Here is a 14730-nt window from a genome sequence, read left to right as displayed (position 1 = left end):
TATAGAATTTACAGATGAAGATTTTGCTAATTTGAGCGATCGCAGTCCAGGAAGATAGATAGAACTGTAAGTTATCATTTTGCAAGATTGATTTTTATATGGAGGAATCACAATAATGAAAGATAAAGATCGCCAAATTGTTACAGAATTTCGTAACCGTTTAGAAGCAATAATGCCGATTTTAGATTTACGGGTATTTGGTTCAAGAGCATGGGGTAATGCTACAGAAGAATCAGATTTAGATGTGTTTATTAAAATTGCTGATTTAGATAGGTCATGTCGAGAAAAAATAAGTGATTTAGCCTGGGAAATTGGGTTTAAACATGATCTAGTTATTTCTACTTTTGTTGTGACAGAAGCACAAATTATAAACGGTGCTATGGGTGCTAGTCCTTTAATTTCTAAGGTCTTAAAAGAGGGAATTTGTATATGATAAATGAGCAATTAAAATTATTAATTGAATACCGTTTATCAGAAAGCAAAGAAACATTACGAGAAGCCAAGATTTTATTAAGCAAATCTGCTTTTCGTGGTAGTATTAATCGTTCTTATTATGCAATGTTTTATGCTGCTTTAGGTCTTTTAGCAACTAAGGGTTTAGGTAGTTCTAAGCATAGTGAATTAGTTTTTTTGATCGTGAATTTGTGAAAACAGGTATTTTTTCTAAGGAGTTATCTCGTAGTTTTCATCGTGCTTTTGATGAACGACAAGCAAGTGATTATGGAGAAATGTTACAACCTGATCAAGAATCTGCAACGTTATTATTTGAACAAGCACAGATTTTTGTAGATGAAATAACAGAATATTTAAATACTAATATTATTTCAGAAATTTCATAAATTTTCACGCTAAACTATAAATAAACATACCATCCCTAATCAAAATGGCGCAACTAACAATTCAAGTACCGGATGAACTAGCAACCCGTTTACAACCTATATTACATCGTCTTCCAGAACTGCTTTCACAACTGCTAGAAACATATACACCAGAAACATTAACCTTAAATAATTCTAGCGATATTCCTAACACTTACACAGAGGTTTTAGACTTTTTAATTAAACAACCAACACCGGAACAAATAGCTAAATTCAAAGTTTCTACCCAAGCACAAAAAAGGCTAGAAGAGTTATTAGAAAAAAATCGTAGGGGTACAATTTCCGAAACTGAAAGCAGTGAATTAGATGTTTATGAACAGCTAGATCAATTAATGATTTTACTTAAAGCCAGAGCTTACAGTGTAATTAAAAATGACAAATAATGCCATTTCTTCTAGTTTACATCAATTAGTCATAGAACGCGCTAAAGGACGTTGTGAATATTGTTTAATTCATCAAGACTTTTCTATTTACACACACGAAATTGATCATATTATTGCTGTTAAACATGGAGGTGAAACTTTAGAGGAAAATCTGGCTTTATCTTGTTTACCTTGTAATCGTCATAAAGGATCTGATTTTGCTACTCTTGATTCAAGTAATGGGGAAATTATTCGTTTATTTCATCCCAGATTACAAATTTGGAATGAACATTTTACTTTAAAAAATGCAGAAATTATTGGTACTACTGCTATTGGTAGAGCTACATCACGGTTATTGATGTTTAATACTTCCAGTAGAGTGCGATCGCGTAAATTATTAATTGCTCAAAATTTGTACCCTTAATTTAGATTAGTTTTACACGAGGTTTGAAAAGGCTATATTATTATAGATGACATGATAAAAATATTTATTAAGTACCTGGGCAAAATTAATTTAACATTTTTGGAACAAACAAAAATCTCTGTATTTCTTATCTGTACCCTGTTAAGAGTTCCCTATTCCCTCTCCCAAATATAAAATTTATTTTGCACGACCACTTAAAATCAATGCAAACTCAACAAATAACCCCATTGAATAAAAACTATCATTTTCACTATTCCTTTAATAAAAACTCTCGTAAACCAGTAATTCTGTTTTTACATGGTTTTATGGGTAATATTCATGAATTTGATGAAGCAATTCAACTATTAGGTGATGATTTTTCTTATCTTACCCTGGATTTGCCAGGACATGGTAAAACAAAAGTTTTATGCGGTGATGAATGTTATAAAATAGAAAATACCGCCCAAGCTATCATCAACTTATTAGATGAATTAGAAATAGCACAATGTTTTTTAGTTGGTTATTCAATGGGAGGAAGATTAGGATTATATCTCACTTTACATTTTCCAGAAAGATTTATCAAAGTTGTATTAGAATCTGCTTCTCCTGGTTTACCAACAGATGCAGAAAGATTATCCAGGATTAAAAGTGATTATAAAATTACCCGAAAATTAATTAGGATGATTGATAAATCGGAATTTCAGTTTTTTTTGCACAATTGGTATAATCAGCCAATTTTTGGTAATATCAAAAATCATCCAGCATATCAAAAGATGATAGAAAGTAGGTTAGAAAATAATCCTTTAGCACTTGCCAAATCTTTGCAATTTATGGGTAATGGATACCAACCTTCTTTGTGGACAAAAATAGAAGCAAATCAAATTCCGTTACTTTTATTAGTAGGTGAATATGATGAAAAATTTGTTCATATTAATACAGCAATGTATTACAGAAATCCATTAGTAACTCAACTGCAAGTCATTCAAAAAGCTGGACATAATATTCACTTAGAAAATACACGGGATTTTGTGGATCATGTCGGAAAATTTTTGTTAGAAAACTAAACTACAATTTTCAAATCTCAAATTACCTGATTTGTTGTGAATCTGGCAGAGAATTTGATGATGGTAGTGCTAATTCTTCTTGTAAAACCTTTTGATAAACTTGAGGTAAAAAACGAGTATTAGAATTAGTTTCTATCCCATATCCTAAACTTGTCCAAGTGGGAGAAAGTCGGCGTAAAACATCATTTAATTTGCCATTACGTAACTGTTGAGAAATATCAATTCCCCAAACTTTAGAATCATTCAACCAACGATAAACAACTATATCTTGATATTCAGCGTCAAAACTATAACTATGCCAAAATCTCAACCCAGGGGGATGAGGATGATAACGGGGTGCAATGTCATACCAAGTAGTATTAATAATTTGATATCTACCCGCAGCAGTAGAACAATTTCCTTGATTTGGACCATTGACAATGGTTACGCATATCTGTGGATGACGACTCAAATCATTCACCTGTTTACCACCATATAACACAGAATAAGGACGTTGAGTATTAGACTCACTAAAAGAAATCGTCCGCATCAAAGCACGGATGTAAGGATCTCCGTCTTTCATCACCAAAGGCGGATTTTTTCGCTCAAATCTCGGATCTGTTGTTGATTGCAAATTACCAAAAATGTACCATTGAAAAAGATACACAAAAGCCAGAAGTGATGCAATCGGACCAATTAATTTTTCTACACCTTTGAATTTAATAGTCATTGGTTATAGCAGGGAACAGGGAATAGTTATTTTACCAATCACCAATTACCAATTACCAATTACCCATTACCTATTCCTTGAAATAATTCCTGGAAGCTTTTAGGGGTAACTTCAGGTTTAGCGACAATCTCGACAATTTTATTACGTGCAGCATTTTCAAACAAAGACTCGACACAAACTTGAGCTACTTTTTGCCGGGGGATGCTACCATCAAATAAAGTATCAGCGCCTTGCATAACTATCCCATCCGTGTTATCTTCGTTTTTCAGCCCTCCTGGTCTGACAATTGTATAAGTGAGTCCACTTTTCTGTATGTATTCCTCAGCTTGTTTTTTCCAGGCTAAAATTAACCAAAACAAGTTTAGCGGATGAAAAAACTGGGAAACACACAAAGAAGAAACCAGGATAAAATGATCAATTTGCTTGGCTTTTGCTACATCAACTAAGTTTTTCGTACCTTGAAAATCTACTTGATAGGGTCCTGTAGGATCAAAACTGGGTCTTGCACCAGTAGCGCACAGAACTACTGTACTATCACCTATGGCAGCAGTTAGGGTTTCTGGTGATAACACATCCCCCACAACTAACTCAACTTCAGGAGATAGGATAGCTTTAGCTTTTTCCTGATCCCGTACCAAAGCACGAACGGGAATATTTTTGGCTACTAACTCTTGTACAATGCGGCGACCGGTTTCACCTGTTGCACCTGCTACAAATACTTTCATGATTTACGCTATCCTGAGAAACTAATATGTGCTGTTTTCGTTCTTAATTGTAGTGATTCTATGGAGGTGATAACAGACTTTTTGATGTTTTGATGAAATTTGTATTTTTGTGTGAACAAACTCCCCCTGATTGGGAATCATTGGTATAGACAAACTTTTTAACTATACAGAAAACGCATTTATGGTAGCAAACAACTGGGAATTTCAAACCTTGGAAATAACTGAATCAGTTTTACCAGCGGGTTCAAGCGTAACCTCAGATGAAACACCAGCTAAAGAATCTCATGTAGGTCCTAGTAAATTCCATAGTCGTCATCAAGACTGCATGGAAATGTATGCTTCTCAAGAACAGGTTGCTGAATATCTCAATTCCCATTCTTCATGGTTTGTGCGTTGCGCTGAACCTATGAGGGTTGAACCTTTGGGTAAAAATGGTTATGCTTTGGTCATTGGCCGCTTTGGCGCTTTTGGCTATGAGGTAGAACCAAAAATAGGTTTGGAATTGTTAGCACCACAGGAAGGTAAATACCACATCCGTACAATTCCTATCCCAGACTATCAAGCCCCTGGTTATGATGTAGACTATAATGCGTCTTTGGAATTAGTAGAAAGTTTGCCGGGGATGACTAGGGTAGAATGGCAGTTAGAGTTGATTGTTGATCTGCATTTTCCCAGATTTATTCACCGTTTACCCCATGCTTTAATTCAGTCTACAGGCGATCGCCTACTGCATCAAATTGTCCGTCAAGTCTCCCGTCGTTTAACTCACAAAGTTCAAGAAGATTTTCATAACTCTCTCAATATTCCTTTTCATCCCAAGAAAAAGTTTTTTGGTCATTAGTCATAGGTGACAGGTGACAGGTGACAGGTGACAGGTGACAGTAAAAAGGAAACAGGGAATAGGGGAGAAAAATTTTAGATTTTAGATTTTAGATTGGAGTTGACAAAAACAATCCAAAATCCAAAATCCAAAATCCAAAATCCAAAATAAAAAACTCCTGACTCCTGCCTTCTATGCGTTGCTGAGAATTTTGAGGACAATTTCTACCCCAGAAACAGCTTGCCAAATAAACAGCCCTAAAATCCCAAAATTCAACAAAATATGAGTCGCCCGCGCCCAATTTGCCCCTTTTCGCATGAAGGGAGACAAAGACGCAGAAAATGCGATTAAACCAGTCATCCCCAAACCCGCTAACAAGTGTGGTCCAAAAAATAATTTACCGTTATTGATATAAGTAACAGCCATACCACCAATTGAACCTGCTACCATCAACGCCAAGATGATAGCCCCCATTTTCTCGTGTTTATCATTAAATTTAGCTTTAATTAGTTCTTTTCTTTCTTCTGCTGAAGCATTTCTGGTACGCTGGACTTGTAAACCTGAGTATGCTGCATACAAGGAGAGTGCTAATAATATCCACATCATTGTTGGGTGCAGGAAGTTTAACCCAAATTTGACCTCTGGAGAAAGTTCTAAACTCATCGCTTGGTTATCCAAATTATTAAATCTTAATAAAACTTAGCATAAATTGATTCAGGACTATCTTGTTTTTTATCTCTTGCTAAAGTGCAAACAACAAGCACAAACTAATTTTTGATGCTAAATCAAGCAATTTCCACCAGGGCGGAATTTCTTTTATGATTGACAAAAATGATAATTTACTGCTGAATGCGGCAAAAAGCGGCGATATCAAGCGGGTTGGTGAACTATTAGCTACTGGTGCTAATGTGGATGGATGCGATCGCAATGGCACTACAGCATTAATGTTTGCCGCTAATTTGGGTTATACGGAAATTGTGCGATCGCTCCTAGATTTTGGCGCTAACATCAATTTACCTAGAAAAACCTACGGATTAACAGCTTTAATGTTGGCTGCAAGCAATAATCAAGTTGATATTGTGAAGCTTTTAATATCTAAAGATGCGGATATCAATGCCGTTAATGAAGATGGCAGCACCGCTTTAATGGCAGCAACTCAAAAAGGTCATCTGGAAATTGTACAAATACTCTTAAATGCTGGTGCGGATGCTAGTATCACCGATACAGATAATGATAACGCCTTAAAACTTGCCATCAAACAAGGTTATACAGCAATTGTCAAAGCCTTACTACAAAAAAGTAATTTTGTCAACACCCCAGATGCAGAAGGTGAAACACCTTTAATCATAGCCGCAGACTTGGGAACTTTAGATATAGTACAAACACTGTTATTACACGGTGCTGATCCCAACATCAAAAACCCCGATGGCAGTACAGCACTTTTAGCCGCAGCCGCAGCAGGACATAGTAACATTATTACAGCTTTATTAGATGCAGGTGCAGAAATTAATCATCAAGACAAAGAAGGAGAAACAGCATTACACTTTGCTGTGGTTGAAGACTATTTAGATATAGTCAAAATCTTAATTAAACACGGTGCAGATGTAGAAATTAGAAATCATCTAGGAGATACACCCTTACTGATAGCCGCATTCCAAGGATATAGCGAAATAGTAGCAGCTTTAATGAGTGCAGGAGCAGATCCCAATAAAAAGAACTTTGGGGAAGTTGCCCTCACCTTAGCAGTATCTCAAGGACACACCCAAACAGTCAAAGTATTACTTGACAATGGTGCTAACATCAATGTTATAGCAGATGATGGGAAAACTGCTTTGGTAAAAGCTTTAGTTAGCAACCATCCAGATATATTCCAACTGCTAATAGAAAAAGGTGCAGATGTGAATTTTCAAGACACCGCAGGTGCAACAGCATTAATGTATGCTGCATCAGAGGGTTATACTCAAGCTGTGCAGATGTTAGTTAATAATGGGGCGGATGTGAACTTAAAAAACCAAGGTGGTTATACAGCTTTAATGATTGCAGAATTTAACAGTTATCGGACAATGGCAAATATTTTACGACAAGCAGGGGCAAAAGAGTGAATAAAGAAAAATAGACGTTAACAAACTTGTACCTCTTTCACCTGTCACCTGTCACCTGTCACCTACTCTACAAAACTTATTAAGCAAAACTCCGCCGTAACTGATGTGATTTTGCTACGACGGAGAAACAAAAAATTGAAACATCAAGATTATCAAAAGCTTGAGTTACAAGGGTAGAAAAAAAGTAAACTTGAAGACTTAATTTACCTTTTACCTTTACCTTTGCGTTCTCTATCCCTCGATGTTTCCTACTGTGCTAGATTTACCTAATATATCAATTTCTTTTTTCGCGACAGTATTGGAATTATCATTTTTTGTGTATCACAATTTACAATAACATAAAATCAATCTCTCTTGAGTGTGATTTTCTGCCTATTGATAAGCTTTTGGAACGATTCTATATAAATAATTAAATTTTGAGATTTTTGATATTCAGTTTGGGTGATTGGTTATGACTACCGCATCTGTGCAAAAATTGGTAAACTCCCTATGGGTAGGTATCGGTTGTCTGAAAGGAATTTCTCCCCAGTTAGTTGGTGCGGCTATTGAAAAAGTATTTCAAGAATATCAGCTTGTCTATACAGATATTGCGGGTATTGCCACCATTGATATTAAAGCTTCAGAATTGGGTTTAAGAGAATTTTGCCGAGAACATAATTTACCTCTACAAACATTCACCGCAGAAGTTTTAGCTGGTGTAAGTGTTCCCAACCCTGGTAAAAGAATTACAGAAATAGTAGGAACACCGAGTGTAGCAGAAGCAGCAGCTATTTTAGCAGCATCTCATAAGACTTTAGAAGTGAGTTTATTAGTTCCCAAGCAAATTTTTCGTTTACCAGGGGAAGTAGGCGCAGTGACTATAGCAGTTGCAGGATGTAGAGTGTAGGGTAAAAATTAACTTTTTTGCTGACTCTTATTCTGTCACCTGTCACCTGTTACCTGTCACCTGTCACCTGTTACCTGTCACCTGTTACCTGTCACCTGTCACCTAAATACCTTCTGCCTTCTTCAATCTACTACTCTCAGTACATAATTAATAATACTGGAAACAATTGCCAGTACAATAGAGCCGAGAAAAGCGGGGATAAAACCCTGAATTTCAAAACCTGAACCGGGAATGATAGCACTTGCTAACCACAGAGTTAAGGCATTAATGACAAAGGTAAATAAACCAAAAGTAATCAGGGTAATGGGAAATGCTAAAACACTCAAAATTGGGCGAATGATGGCATTTACCAACCCGATGACAATAGCAGCACCCAAGGCCGCTACAAAAGTCTTGATAATGAAACCTGGTACAATTTGAGATGTTACCAATAATGCTAACGCTGTACCCAGCCAAGTTAATAAAAAGTGTTTCATTTCATCCAATTTTGGATTTTAGATTTTGGATTTGAGATTGATTCTACAGTTGATATCTTCAAACTCAATGCAGTCATTGTTAATTTTTAATTTTTTCAACGTTGCTTGGGTAGTCGCCGCACGAAAGCTTCCCAAGTAGCTCCACCAACCACACCATCTGGTTGTAACCCATAACGAACTTGAGCAGCTTTAACTGCTGCTTCAGTGGTAATACCAAAGTCTCCATCTATACTACCTTTTAAAAATCCCAAGGTTTGTAGTAGTCTTTGTAATTTGCTTACTTCTGAGCCTGTGTTGCCTAAACGCAAAATAGGCCATCCGGCTGTAGTATATTGAACCTTAGGATTTCGCTGATTGGGCGGAGTTGGCTGAAAGCTGGTGTTAGGCTTATTTTGGGCAGTTGTGGTTGGTTTGGGAGGATTCGGTTTTGGTACAACTGTGGCGTTATTAACCCTAGTGTTTCTACTGGGTTGAGCAGGAAATATCAAATTATTACTGTTGGTTGTTGGGACAACAGTTGGCAAGGTATTGGTAGCAATGGTTGATACATTAGGGAAAAGTCTTTGCCAAGTAAGAGTATCTACAATACCATCTGATTTTAAGCCCGCTGCTTGTTTAAACTGAGAAACAGCCCTAGCTGTACCTTCTTGATAAACGCCATCTACTGCACCTGTATAAAACCCTAACAGTTTCAGTGCTGCTTGCAGTTCTGAGACTCGTTCACCTTGACTACCTATTTGCAAGGTAGGGCGGTTGATGTTACCTACTGTACTGGCTTGGGCAATTTCTATAGGTGCTGCTATTGATACTCTAGCAGAGGAGGCAAACAGTAAAGGGGTAACGGAAAATAAAAGTAAGCAACAGGACTGTTTTTTTCTTGAATAGTGGTAAATACTCTTTATCAAGTGATATTTCATATCATCTACCTGGGATATTATTATGCTCATCTTACAGTTTTTGATAGCAGGAGTCAGGAGTCAGTAGGAGAATTAAAGACATTTTTTCATTTCTGGCCGCCCAGAAAAGTGCAAGGTTTTTCAGACTCAAGACGCTATAACGAAAGCACCTACCGTCTTTTTTATGAGCCTTTTTGGTTTATTCAGCATCCCCTAACTACTCTGTACACGGCTATATTATGCTTGATGCAACAGAAACGATATGTTAACTGATGACTGATTTAATTGCTTCCTCTTGACCGACTAAAGACACATAAGGTTCCTGTAAATAACTATTAGCTGCTGTCATTGCTAACTTAGGACTGACTTTGTTAATGAGTTCAGGAAATTCATGATCAAATTCTATTCCTAAACCTAGAATTTCATACCAACCGTATATTTGAGCAATTTGTCCGTTAGTTTGTTTACCGAGGGCATACTGTCCCAAGATTTTATTTTTAGCTGTTTGTAGTTCCTCCGCAGATAGTTCAGTATTACACAGTCTTTCTACTTCTTGGCGCAATCCATCAAGAGCTATACTGGTATTTTCTGGTGCTGTCCCCATATAAACTATAAATGAGGCGGGAAAGAGGCGTGTAGAGTAAATAGCAGAGACTTCATAAGCTAAACCTCTTTTTTCTCGTAATTCTACAAATAAGCGGCTAGAAAGCCCATTTCCCAGGTATGTAGCTAACAATTTGAGGGCGGGGTATCCAGGGGCGCTGACTGATGGACCCATATAACCCAACATCACAATTGACTGTTGTGTATTTAAGGGTTTGAGACAAGATTTTGGTGTAACAGAAATTGCAGGTAAATCTAGTATATGTCGTGGTTCGGTTGGTGGTTGCCAATCACCAAAAACTTTTGTGACTAATTCTTGTGCTGCTTCTGGTGTGATACGTCCAGCAATACTGATGACCATGTTATCTGGACGAAAATGAACTTGGTGAAATTCTGCTAAGTCTGTACGAGTTATACTGCTAAGAGTGGCTTCTGTACCTAAAACCGACCGAGAATAAGGGTGTTCTTGGTACATTGCTTGTCGCATTTGTTCAAAAGCGAGGTTAAAAGGTTGCTCTTTTTGGGAGCGAATGTCTTGTAGTGCTAACCTTTTTTCTAGTTCGATTTGGTTTTCGGGAAATGTGGGCGATCGCAATAACAAACCAGACAATGCTAAAATTTCGGCAAAATCAGCAGTTACTGTTTTTAACGACAGCAAAAAATAATCTGTACCCGCATCAATACTTAAACTCGCACCCACAGACTCGACTTTTTCTGCAATTTCTAAGCTAGATAAACCATCACAACCTTTTGTCATCACTGCTGATAACAAATGTGCTAAACCTGCTTTTTCTACTTTTTCATAACAGCTACCTGCACGGATAAAAATTCTCCCCGCAATAATATCCGCTGCTGGGTTTTCTGCTACCAATAAAACAATACCATTTGGTAATACAGTCCGATAGATAGAAGTCTGAGAATTATTTATATTTTGCATTCTTACTTTTAACAGGTTAATGATGGAAGGAGGCAGCTAGGTGACAGGTGACAGGTGACAGGTGACAGGTGACAGAAATCAGGAGTTCAGGAGTTCAGGAGTTATTTATTTTGGATTTTGGACTGTTTTTGTCAAATCCAATCTAAAATCTAAAGTCTAAAATCTAAAATTCTTCTCCCCTATTCCCTATTCCCTTGTTACTGTCACCTGTCACCTGTTCCCTGTCACCTATTAATATGGCTTGAGAATAGTAACTGCGTAATTTTGCGGTGAAAGATAATTTTGTGCTAATTTTTGCAGTTCTTGAGTATCAAAGGACTGAATTTGCTGTGGGTAGGTAACGGCTAATTCAGCTTGGGCTATTGTATTATAGTAACCATAAAGAGATGTTAACTGATTTGGTGTTTCCGTTGCAAAGGCATAATCATTACAAAGTGATATTTGCGTGCGCTTCAGTTCTTGCTCGCTAATACCTGTTGTTTGCAAATTGTGTAAATGCTCCTGAATTAAATTCTCTACTCTATCCAGATATTCTGGTTCTAACCAAGCGGTAATTGTCAATAAACTTGACTCCCTTTGTAGGGAAAAATTACTACAAATTGCCTGTACTAATTGTTTGTCTTCTCGTAAGTCATGCACTAACCGGGAAGTTCTTCCTTGTGCTAATATAACTGATAGCAAATCTAAACCATTTGCATCTTTGAGTTGTTCTACTCCTGGTGCTACCCAAGCCATCATTAACCGCGCTTGCTCTAGGCGTGGTAATATTAACTCCTGTTTTTGAATGCCTGTAATTATTGGTGGTGCTATTTTCTCAGATACAGGAAAATTTGCGTCATCACTAAATTTTGTAAATGTTCTATTGACAATTTCCCAAGCTGTGTCCTGTTCCACTCCCCCTACAACTACTACTGTCATGTTTTCTGGTTGGTAGTGGGAACGATGAAAACACCGCATCGCTTCTGGTGAATGCTGCATTAAATCATGCTCAGTACCTAATATAGAACGTCCGTAAGGATGGTTTTGATAGACGTTTTTCAGTAGTGCTTCAAATCCTATGGCATCAGGATCATCTGCACAAGAGCGAATTTCTTCTAATACTACATCTCGTTCCCGAATAAATTCATCTGCGGAAATTGCTGCATTTCGCAATAGTTCGCCTAAATGGGGTAAGGTGTCTGCCAGGTAAGGGGTAGCTGTAGCTAGGTAGTAGTGTGCATAATCATGGCTCGTTGCTGCATTACTCACACCACCCATTTTTTCAATGTTATAATCAAATTCCCCTGGTGCTAAGGTGTCTGTACCTTTAAATATCATGTGTTCCAAAAAGTGCGCCATGCCAAACCACGGTTCTGGTTCTAAGTTTGCTCCCGCACGCACCCAAACATCTGCCACTACTACAGGGGTAGCGGGTATCTCCTGATGAATAAATGTCAAACCGTTGTCTAGGCGCAAAACCGAGGCTGGAAACACTGTGTTAGGTATTTTGTTGGGTATGTAGTTTGTCAATTTTTTGTAGGTTCAATTATAATTTGACCTATTTTTGTCATTTTAACTCTAAATTTTGTTGATTTTTGTATCTAAATATACAGTTTTTTTTTGCTGTCAGCTAAATTGCAGACGTTGATTGGTGACTGGTGATTGGTGATTGGTGATTGGTGATTGGTGATTGGGAACGGGAGTTATTACAGCTATTTTCAGGTAAATAAACCACATTTTGATTTAGGTTTCGCGTCAACAATGTAGGGGCGAAGCATTTGGATGATAGTCTTAAGTAAAAACCGATAATTAATTGTCCGAATGCTTCGCCCTTACTGTGGTCTAAAGACATGAAAACTGCTGTAATTTTGACGTTTGAAGTTTGAAGTTTGATTTGATACCTCCCCATTTTCCCCGGAATTCTTTAATTGAAATCGCGGTTTTTCATACGTTCAGGACTACCTGTAGGGATAGCAGCAATTAATTTTTGAGTATATTCTTCTTTTGGTTGACGATAAATACTTTCAGATGTACCTGATTCCACAATTTTACCTTGATTCATGACTAAAATGCGATCGCTCATAAATTTCACCACACTTAAATCATGGGAAATAAAAATATAAGTCAATTGAAATTCTTGTTGCAGTTCTTTTAACAAATTCAAAACTTGCGCTTGTACGGAAACATCCAAAGCGGAAACTGATTCATCACAAATAATAAACTTAGGATTTAAAGCTAAAGACCGCGCAATACAAATGCGTTGACGTTGACCACCAGAAAATTGATGGGGGTAGCGTTTCATGTCATCAGCACTTAATCCCACTCTTTCTAAAAGTTCTGCTGCTCTTTCTTTTCTTTGTTGTTGGGTTTTTCCCACAGAATGAATTAACAAAGGTTCAATAATTGCTTCCCCAATTTTCATTCTTGGGTCAAGAGAACTAAAGGGATTTTGAAAAACAATTTGCATTTTACGTCTTAATTTCTGTAGCCTTTCTCCTTGGAAATAAGTGATATTTTGCCCATCAAAAATAATTTTACCAGCCATTGGTTGAATCAATCTTAATAAGGTTCTACCTAAAGTAGTTTTACCACAACCTGATTCTCCTACCAATCCCAAAGTTTCTCCTGGATAAACTGCAAAGGAAACGCCATTTACCGCTAAATGATAACGTTTTGTGCCTCCAAAAACTCCCCGAATTGGAAACCCAACTTTCAGATTATCAATTTGTAAAAGTGGTTTTTGTGTGATGAGATTTTCTAATCTTGAGTTAATTTCTTCTTTAGTAACTTCTGGTGGTCTTGCTGGTTCTTGGGCTTGAATTATCACTTGACCGTTGGCATTTTCTTCAACAATCATGTAATCAGAAACAGTGAGCAATTTTTGAGGACGACGGTTAAGAGTCGGACGACAAGCGACTAAACCTTTAGTATATGGATGTTGAGGATAAGTAAATATTTGTGAGGCTGAACCATATTCAACAATTTTACCTTTATACATCACTGCAACTTGATCAGCAATTTCAGAAATTAAGCCTAAATCATGACTAATAAAAATCATGCCCATGTCGCGGCTTTGTTGTAATTCTCGCATCAAATCAATAATTGTTGCTTGTACAGTTACATCTAAAGCTGTAGTCGGTTCATCAGCAATTAATAATGAAGGATTACAAGAAATTGCCATTGCAATCATTACCCTTTGTAACTGACCTCCAGAAAGTTCATGAGGGAAACGTTCTAACATTGCTGCTTTATGTTCCTTCACTAATTGCGCTAACTGAAAATCACTGGGTAGAGGTGTTTTTGGGTGAGTTAAATGCCAATTATCGAGATATTGCTGTTGTATTTTCTCATCACTAGGTAAAAGTTTAACTTCTTGTAAACCTGCGATCGCAATTCTTTTGGCTTCAGTTATACTAACTTTTTGATGTCGCATAATTGCTTCTGTGAGCTGAAAACCAATGTTATAAACCGGGTTTAAAGAACTCATGGGTTCTTGGAAAATCATCGCCATATCTCCACCCCGGTAAAGCTGCATTTCTTCAGCAGGTAAAGCTAATAAATTCAGAGGTTTAGCATTTTCTTGGGGACGAAATCTAATTTCTCCCCCACTCACCTTACCGGGATATTGCAACAAACCCATAATAGCCAATGCTGTAACTGATTTCCCACTTCCAGACTCTCCCACTATTCCTAGAGTCTCACCTCGACGTAAATTAAAGCTGATATCATCCACAGCTTTCATCTGACTACCATCACCGGAAAATTCAACTTGTAGATTGCGAACCTCTAAAAAAGTCTCTCTCATAAGTCTGGGTTAGTAAGTAAACAGAAAACAGAGAACGGGTAATAGAAACCTATTGTATATCAAGTCGGTTTCAAAAGTTCTCATA

General features: G+C 37.1%; 17 protein-coding genes. 9 read left to right on the top strand and 8 right to left on the bottom strand.

The features are described 5' to 3' along the window. Positions 1–115: 115 nt before the first annotated feature. The 6 genes from IQ237_RS00475 (at position 116) to menH (ending at position 2707) form a co-directional block, all read left to right on the top strand. Positions 116–433 carry a nucleotidyltransferase domain-containing protein gene (locus IQ237_RS00475; RefSeq protein ID WP_194051137.1) on the top strand — a complete coding sequence of 106 codons (318 nt, stop codon included), beginning with the start codon at positions 116–118 and terminating at the stop codon, positions 431–433. Then, positions 430–648 (top strand): HEPN domain-containing protein, encoded by a 219-nt coding sequence (locus IQ237_RS00470; RefSeq protein ID WP_194051135.1) that lies wholly within the window; start codon positions 430–432, stop codon positions 646–648. The genes IQ237_RS00475 and IQ237_RS00470 overlap by 4 nt, the downstream gene beginning before the upstream one ends. Next, the gene (locus IQ237_RS00465; RefSeq protein WP_194051133.1) at positions 645–839 is read left to right on the top strand and encodes a hypothetical protein; all 195 of its coding nucleotides are present in this window, start codon (positions 645–647) and stop codon (positions 837–839) included. The genes IQ237_RS00470 and IQ237_RS00465 overlap by 4 nt, the downstream gene beginning before the upstream one ends. 44 nt (positions 840–883) lie before the next feature. Next, the gene (locus IQ237_RS00460) at positions 884–1261 is read left to right on the top strand and encodes a hypothetical protein (RefSeq protein ID WP_194051131.1); all 378 of its coding nucleotides are present in this window, start codon (positions 884–886) and stop codon (positions 1259–1261) included. Beyond that, positions 1251–1664, top strand: a complete 414-nt coding sequence (locus IQ237_RS00455; protein ID WP_194051129.1) for an HNH endonuclease — start codon at positions 1251–1253, stop codon at positions 1662–1664. The genes IQ237_RS00460 and IQ237_RS00455 overlap by 11 nt, the downstream gene beginning before the upstream one ends. Before the next feature lie 203 nt (positions 1665–1867). Beyond that, positions 1868–2707 (top strand): 2-succinyl-6-hydroxy-2,4-cyclohexadiene-1-carboxylate synthase, encoded by an 840-nt coding sequence (gene menH / locus IQ237_RS00450; protein ID WP_194051127.1) that lies wholly within the window; start codon positions 1868–1870, stop codon positions 2705–2707. A gap of 22 nt (positions 2708–2729) precedes the next feature. Here menH and IQ237_RS00445 read toward each other — a convergent pair whose 3' ends face one another. After that, positions 2730–3416 carry a glycoside hydrolase family protein gene (locus IQ237_RS00445; RefSeq protein ID WP_194051125.1) on the bottom strand — a complete coding sequence of 229 codons (687 nt, stop codon included), beginning with the start codon at positions 3414–3416 and terminating at the stop codon, positions 2730–2732. A 59-nt stretch (positions 3417–3475) separates the two neighbouring features. After that, complete coding sequence (locus IQ237_RS00440) at positions 3476–4141, bottom strand: SDR family oxidoreductase (RefSeq protein ID WP_194051123.1); 666 nt, start codon at positions 4139–4141, stop codon at positions 3476–3478. 181 nt (positions 4142–4322) lie between these two features. On the opposite strand from IQ237_RS00440, the gene IQ237_RS00435 reads away from it, so the two are divergent. Then, complete coding sequence (locus IQ237_RS00435) at positions 4323–4982, top strand: DUF1997 domain-containing protein (protein WP_194051121.1); 660 nt, start codon at positions 4323–4325, stop codon at positions 4980–4982. A gap of 171 nt (positions 4983–5153) precedes the next feature. Here the strand turns inward: IQ237_RS00435 and IQ237_RS00430 are convergent, their stop codons facing one another. Continuing rightward, the gene (locus IQ237_RS00430) at positions 5154–5624 is read right to left on the bottom strand and encodes a DUF4079 domain-containing protein (RefSeq protein ID WP_194051119.1); all 471 of its coding nucleotides are present in this window, start codon (positions 5622–5624) and stop codon (positions 5154–5156) included. Positions 5625–5779: 155 nt separating this feature from the next. Here IQ237_RS00430 and IQ237_RS00425 point away from each other — a divergent pair, with 155 nt between their 5' ends. Together IQ237_RS00425 and IQ237_RS00420 are read left to right on the top strand one after the other, a co-directional pair. After that, a complete protein-coding gene (locus tag IQ237_RS00425; RefSeq protein WP_194051117.1) occupies positions 5780–7063 on the top strand; it encodes an ankyrin repeat domain-containing protein in 1284 nt (427 codons plus the stop codon). 451 nt (positions 7064–7514) lie between these two features. Continuing rightward, a complete protein-coding gene (locus IQ237_RS00420; protein WP_194051115.1) occupies positions 7515–7949 on the top strand; it encodes a cobalamin biosynthesis protein in 435 nt (144 codons plus the stop codon). Positions 7950–8071: 122 nt separating this feature from the next. On the opposite strand, the gene IQ237_RS00415 is transcribed toward IQ237_RS00420, so the two are convergent. The 5 genes from IQ237_RS00415 to IQ237_RS00395 all read right to left on the bottom strand — a co-directional run bounded on the left by IQ237_RS00415 (position 8072) and on the right by IQ237_RS00395 (position 14645). Next, positions 8072–8425 carry a phage holin family protein gene (locus IQ237_RS00415; protein WP_194051113.1) on the bottom strand — a complete coding sequence of 118 codons (354 nt, stop codon included), beginning with the start codon at positions 8423–8425 and terminating at the stop codon, positions 8072–8074. 95 nt (positions 8426–8520) lie between these two features. Further along, complete coding sequence (locus tag IQ237_RS00410; protein ID WP_375539890.1) at positions 8521–9372, bottom strand: peptidoglycan-binding protein; 852 nt, start codon at positions 9370–9372, stop codon at positions 8521–8523. Positions 9373–9586: 214 nt separating this feature from the next. Continuing rightward, a complete protein-coding gene (locus IQ237_RS00405) occupies positions 9587–10861 on the bottom strand; it encodes a pitrilysin family protein (protein WP_194051111.1) in 1275 nt (424 codons plus the stop codon). A gap of 231 nt (positions 10862–11092) precedes the next feature. Then, complete coding sequence (locus IQ237_RS00400) at positions 11093–12334, bottom strand: pitrilysin family protein (protein WP_194051109.1); 1242 nt, start codon at positions 12332–12334, stop codon at positions 11093–11095. Between the two features lie 430 nt (positions 12335–12764). Continuing rightward, complete coding sequence (locus IQ237_RS00395; RefSeq protein ID WP_194051107.1) at positions 12765–14645, bottom strand: ABC transporter ATP-binding protein; 1881 nt, start codon at positions 14643–14645, stop codon at positions 12765–12767. Between the last annotated feature and the right edge of the window lie 85 nt (positions 14646–14730).

Origin of the sequence: Sphaerospermopsis sp. LEGE 08334 (assembly GCF_015207205.1) — a bacterium.
Lineage (GTDB): Bacteria > Cyanobacteriota > Cyanobacteriia > Cyanobacteriales > Nostocaceae > Sphaerospermopsis.
The sequence above is the reverse complement of the archived record's forward strand: the minus strand, read 5'-3'. Positions and strand labels throughout refer to the sequence as shown.

Excerpts from the sequence above, each read along its gene's own strand:
- IQ237_RS00415 (WP_194051113.1), bottom strand. The coding sequence starts at position 8,425 with ATGAAACACTTTTTATTAACTTGGCTGGGTACAGCGTTAGCATTATTG.
- IQ237_RS00440 (WP_194051123.1), bottom strand. The coding sequence starts at position 4,141 with ATGAAAGTATTTGTAGCAGGTGCAACAGGTGAAACCGGTCGCCGCATT.
- IQ237_RS00410 (WP_375539890.1), bottom strand. The coding sequence starts at position 9,372 with ATGAGCATAATAATATCCCAGGTAGATGATATGAAATATCACTTGATA.
- IQ237_RS00425 (WP_194051117.1), top strand. The coding sequence starts at position 5,780 with ATGATTGACAAAAATGATAATTTACTGCTGAATGCGGCAAAAAGCGGC.
- IQ237_RS00430 (WP_194051119.1), bottom strand. The coding sequence starts at position 5,624 with ATGAGTTTAGAACTTTCTCCAGAGGTCAAATTTGGGTTAAACTTCCTG.
- menH (WP_194051127.1), top strand. The coding sequence starts at position 1,868 with ATGCAAACTCAACAAATAACCCCATTGAATAAAAACTATCATTTTCAC.
- IQ237_RS00445 (WP_194051125.1), bottom strand. The coding sequence starts at position 3,416 with ATGACTATTAAATTCAAAGGTGTAGAAAAATTAATTGGTCCGATTGCA.
- IQ237_RS00455 (WP_194051129.1), top strand. The coding sequence starts at position 1,251 with ATGACAAATAATGCCATTTCTTCTAGTTTACATCAATTAGTCATAGAA.
- IQ237_RS00470 (WP_194051135.1), top strand. The coding sequence starts at position 430 with ATGATAAATGAGCAATTAAAATTATTAATTGAATACCGTTTATCAGAA.
- IQ237_RS00435 (WP_194051121.1), top strand. The coding sequence starts at position 4,323 with ATGGTAGCAAACAACTGGGAATTTCAAACCTTGGAAATAACTGAATCA.
- IQ237_RS00420 (WP_194051115.1), top strand. The coding sequence starts at position 7,515 with ATGACTACCGCATCTGTGCAAAAATTGGTAAACTCCCTATGGGTAGGT.
- IQ237_RS00460 (WP_194051131.1), top strand. The coding sequence starts at position 884 with ATGGCGCAACTAACAATTCAAGTACCGGATGAACTAGCAACCCGTTTA.
- IQ237_RS00405 (WP_194051111.1), bottom strand. The coding sequence starts at position 10,861 with ATGCAAAATATAAATAATTCTCAGACTTCTATCTATCGGACTGTATTA.
- IQ237_RS00475 (WP_194051137.1), top strand. The coding sequence starts at position 116 with ATGAAAGATAAAGATCGCCAAATTGTTACAGAATTTCGTAACCGTTTA.
- IQ237_RS00395 (WP_194051107.1), bottom strand. The coding sequence starts at position 14,645 with ATGAGAGAGACTTTTTTAGAGGTTCGCAATCTACAAGTTGAATTTTCC.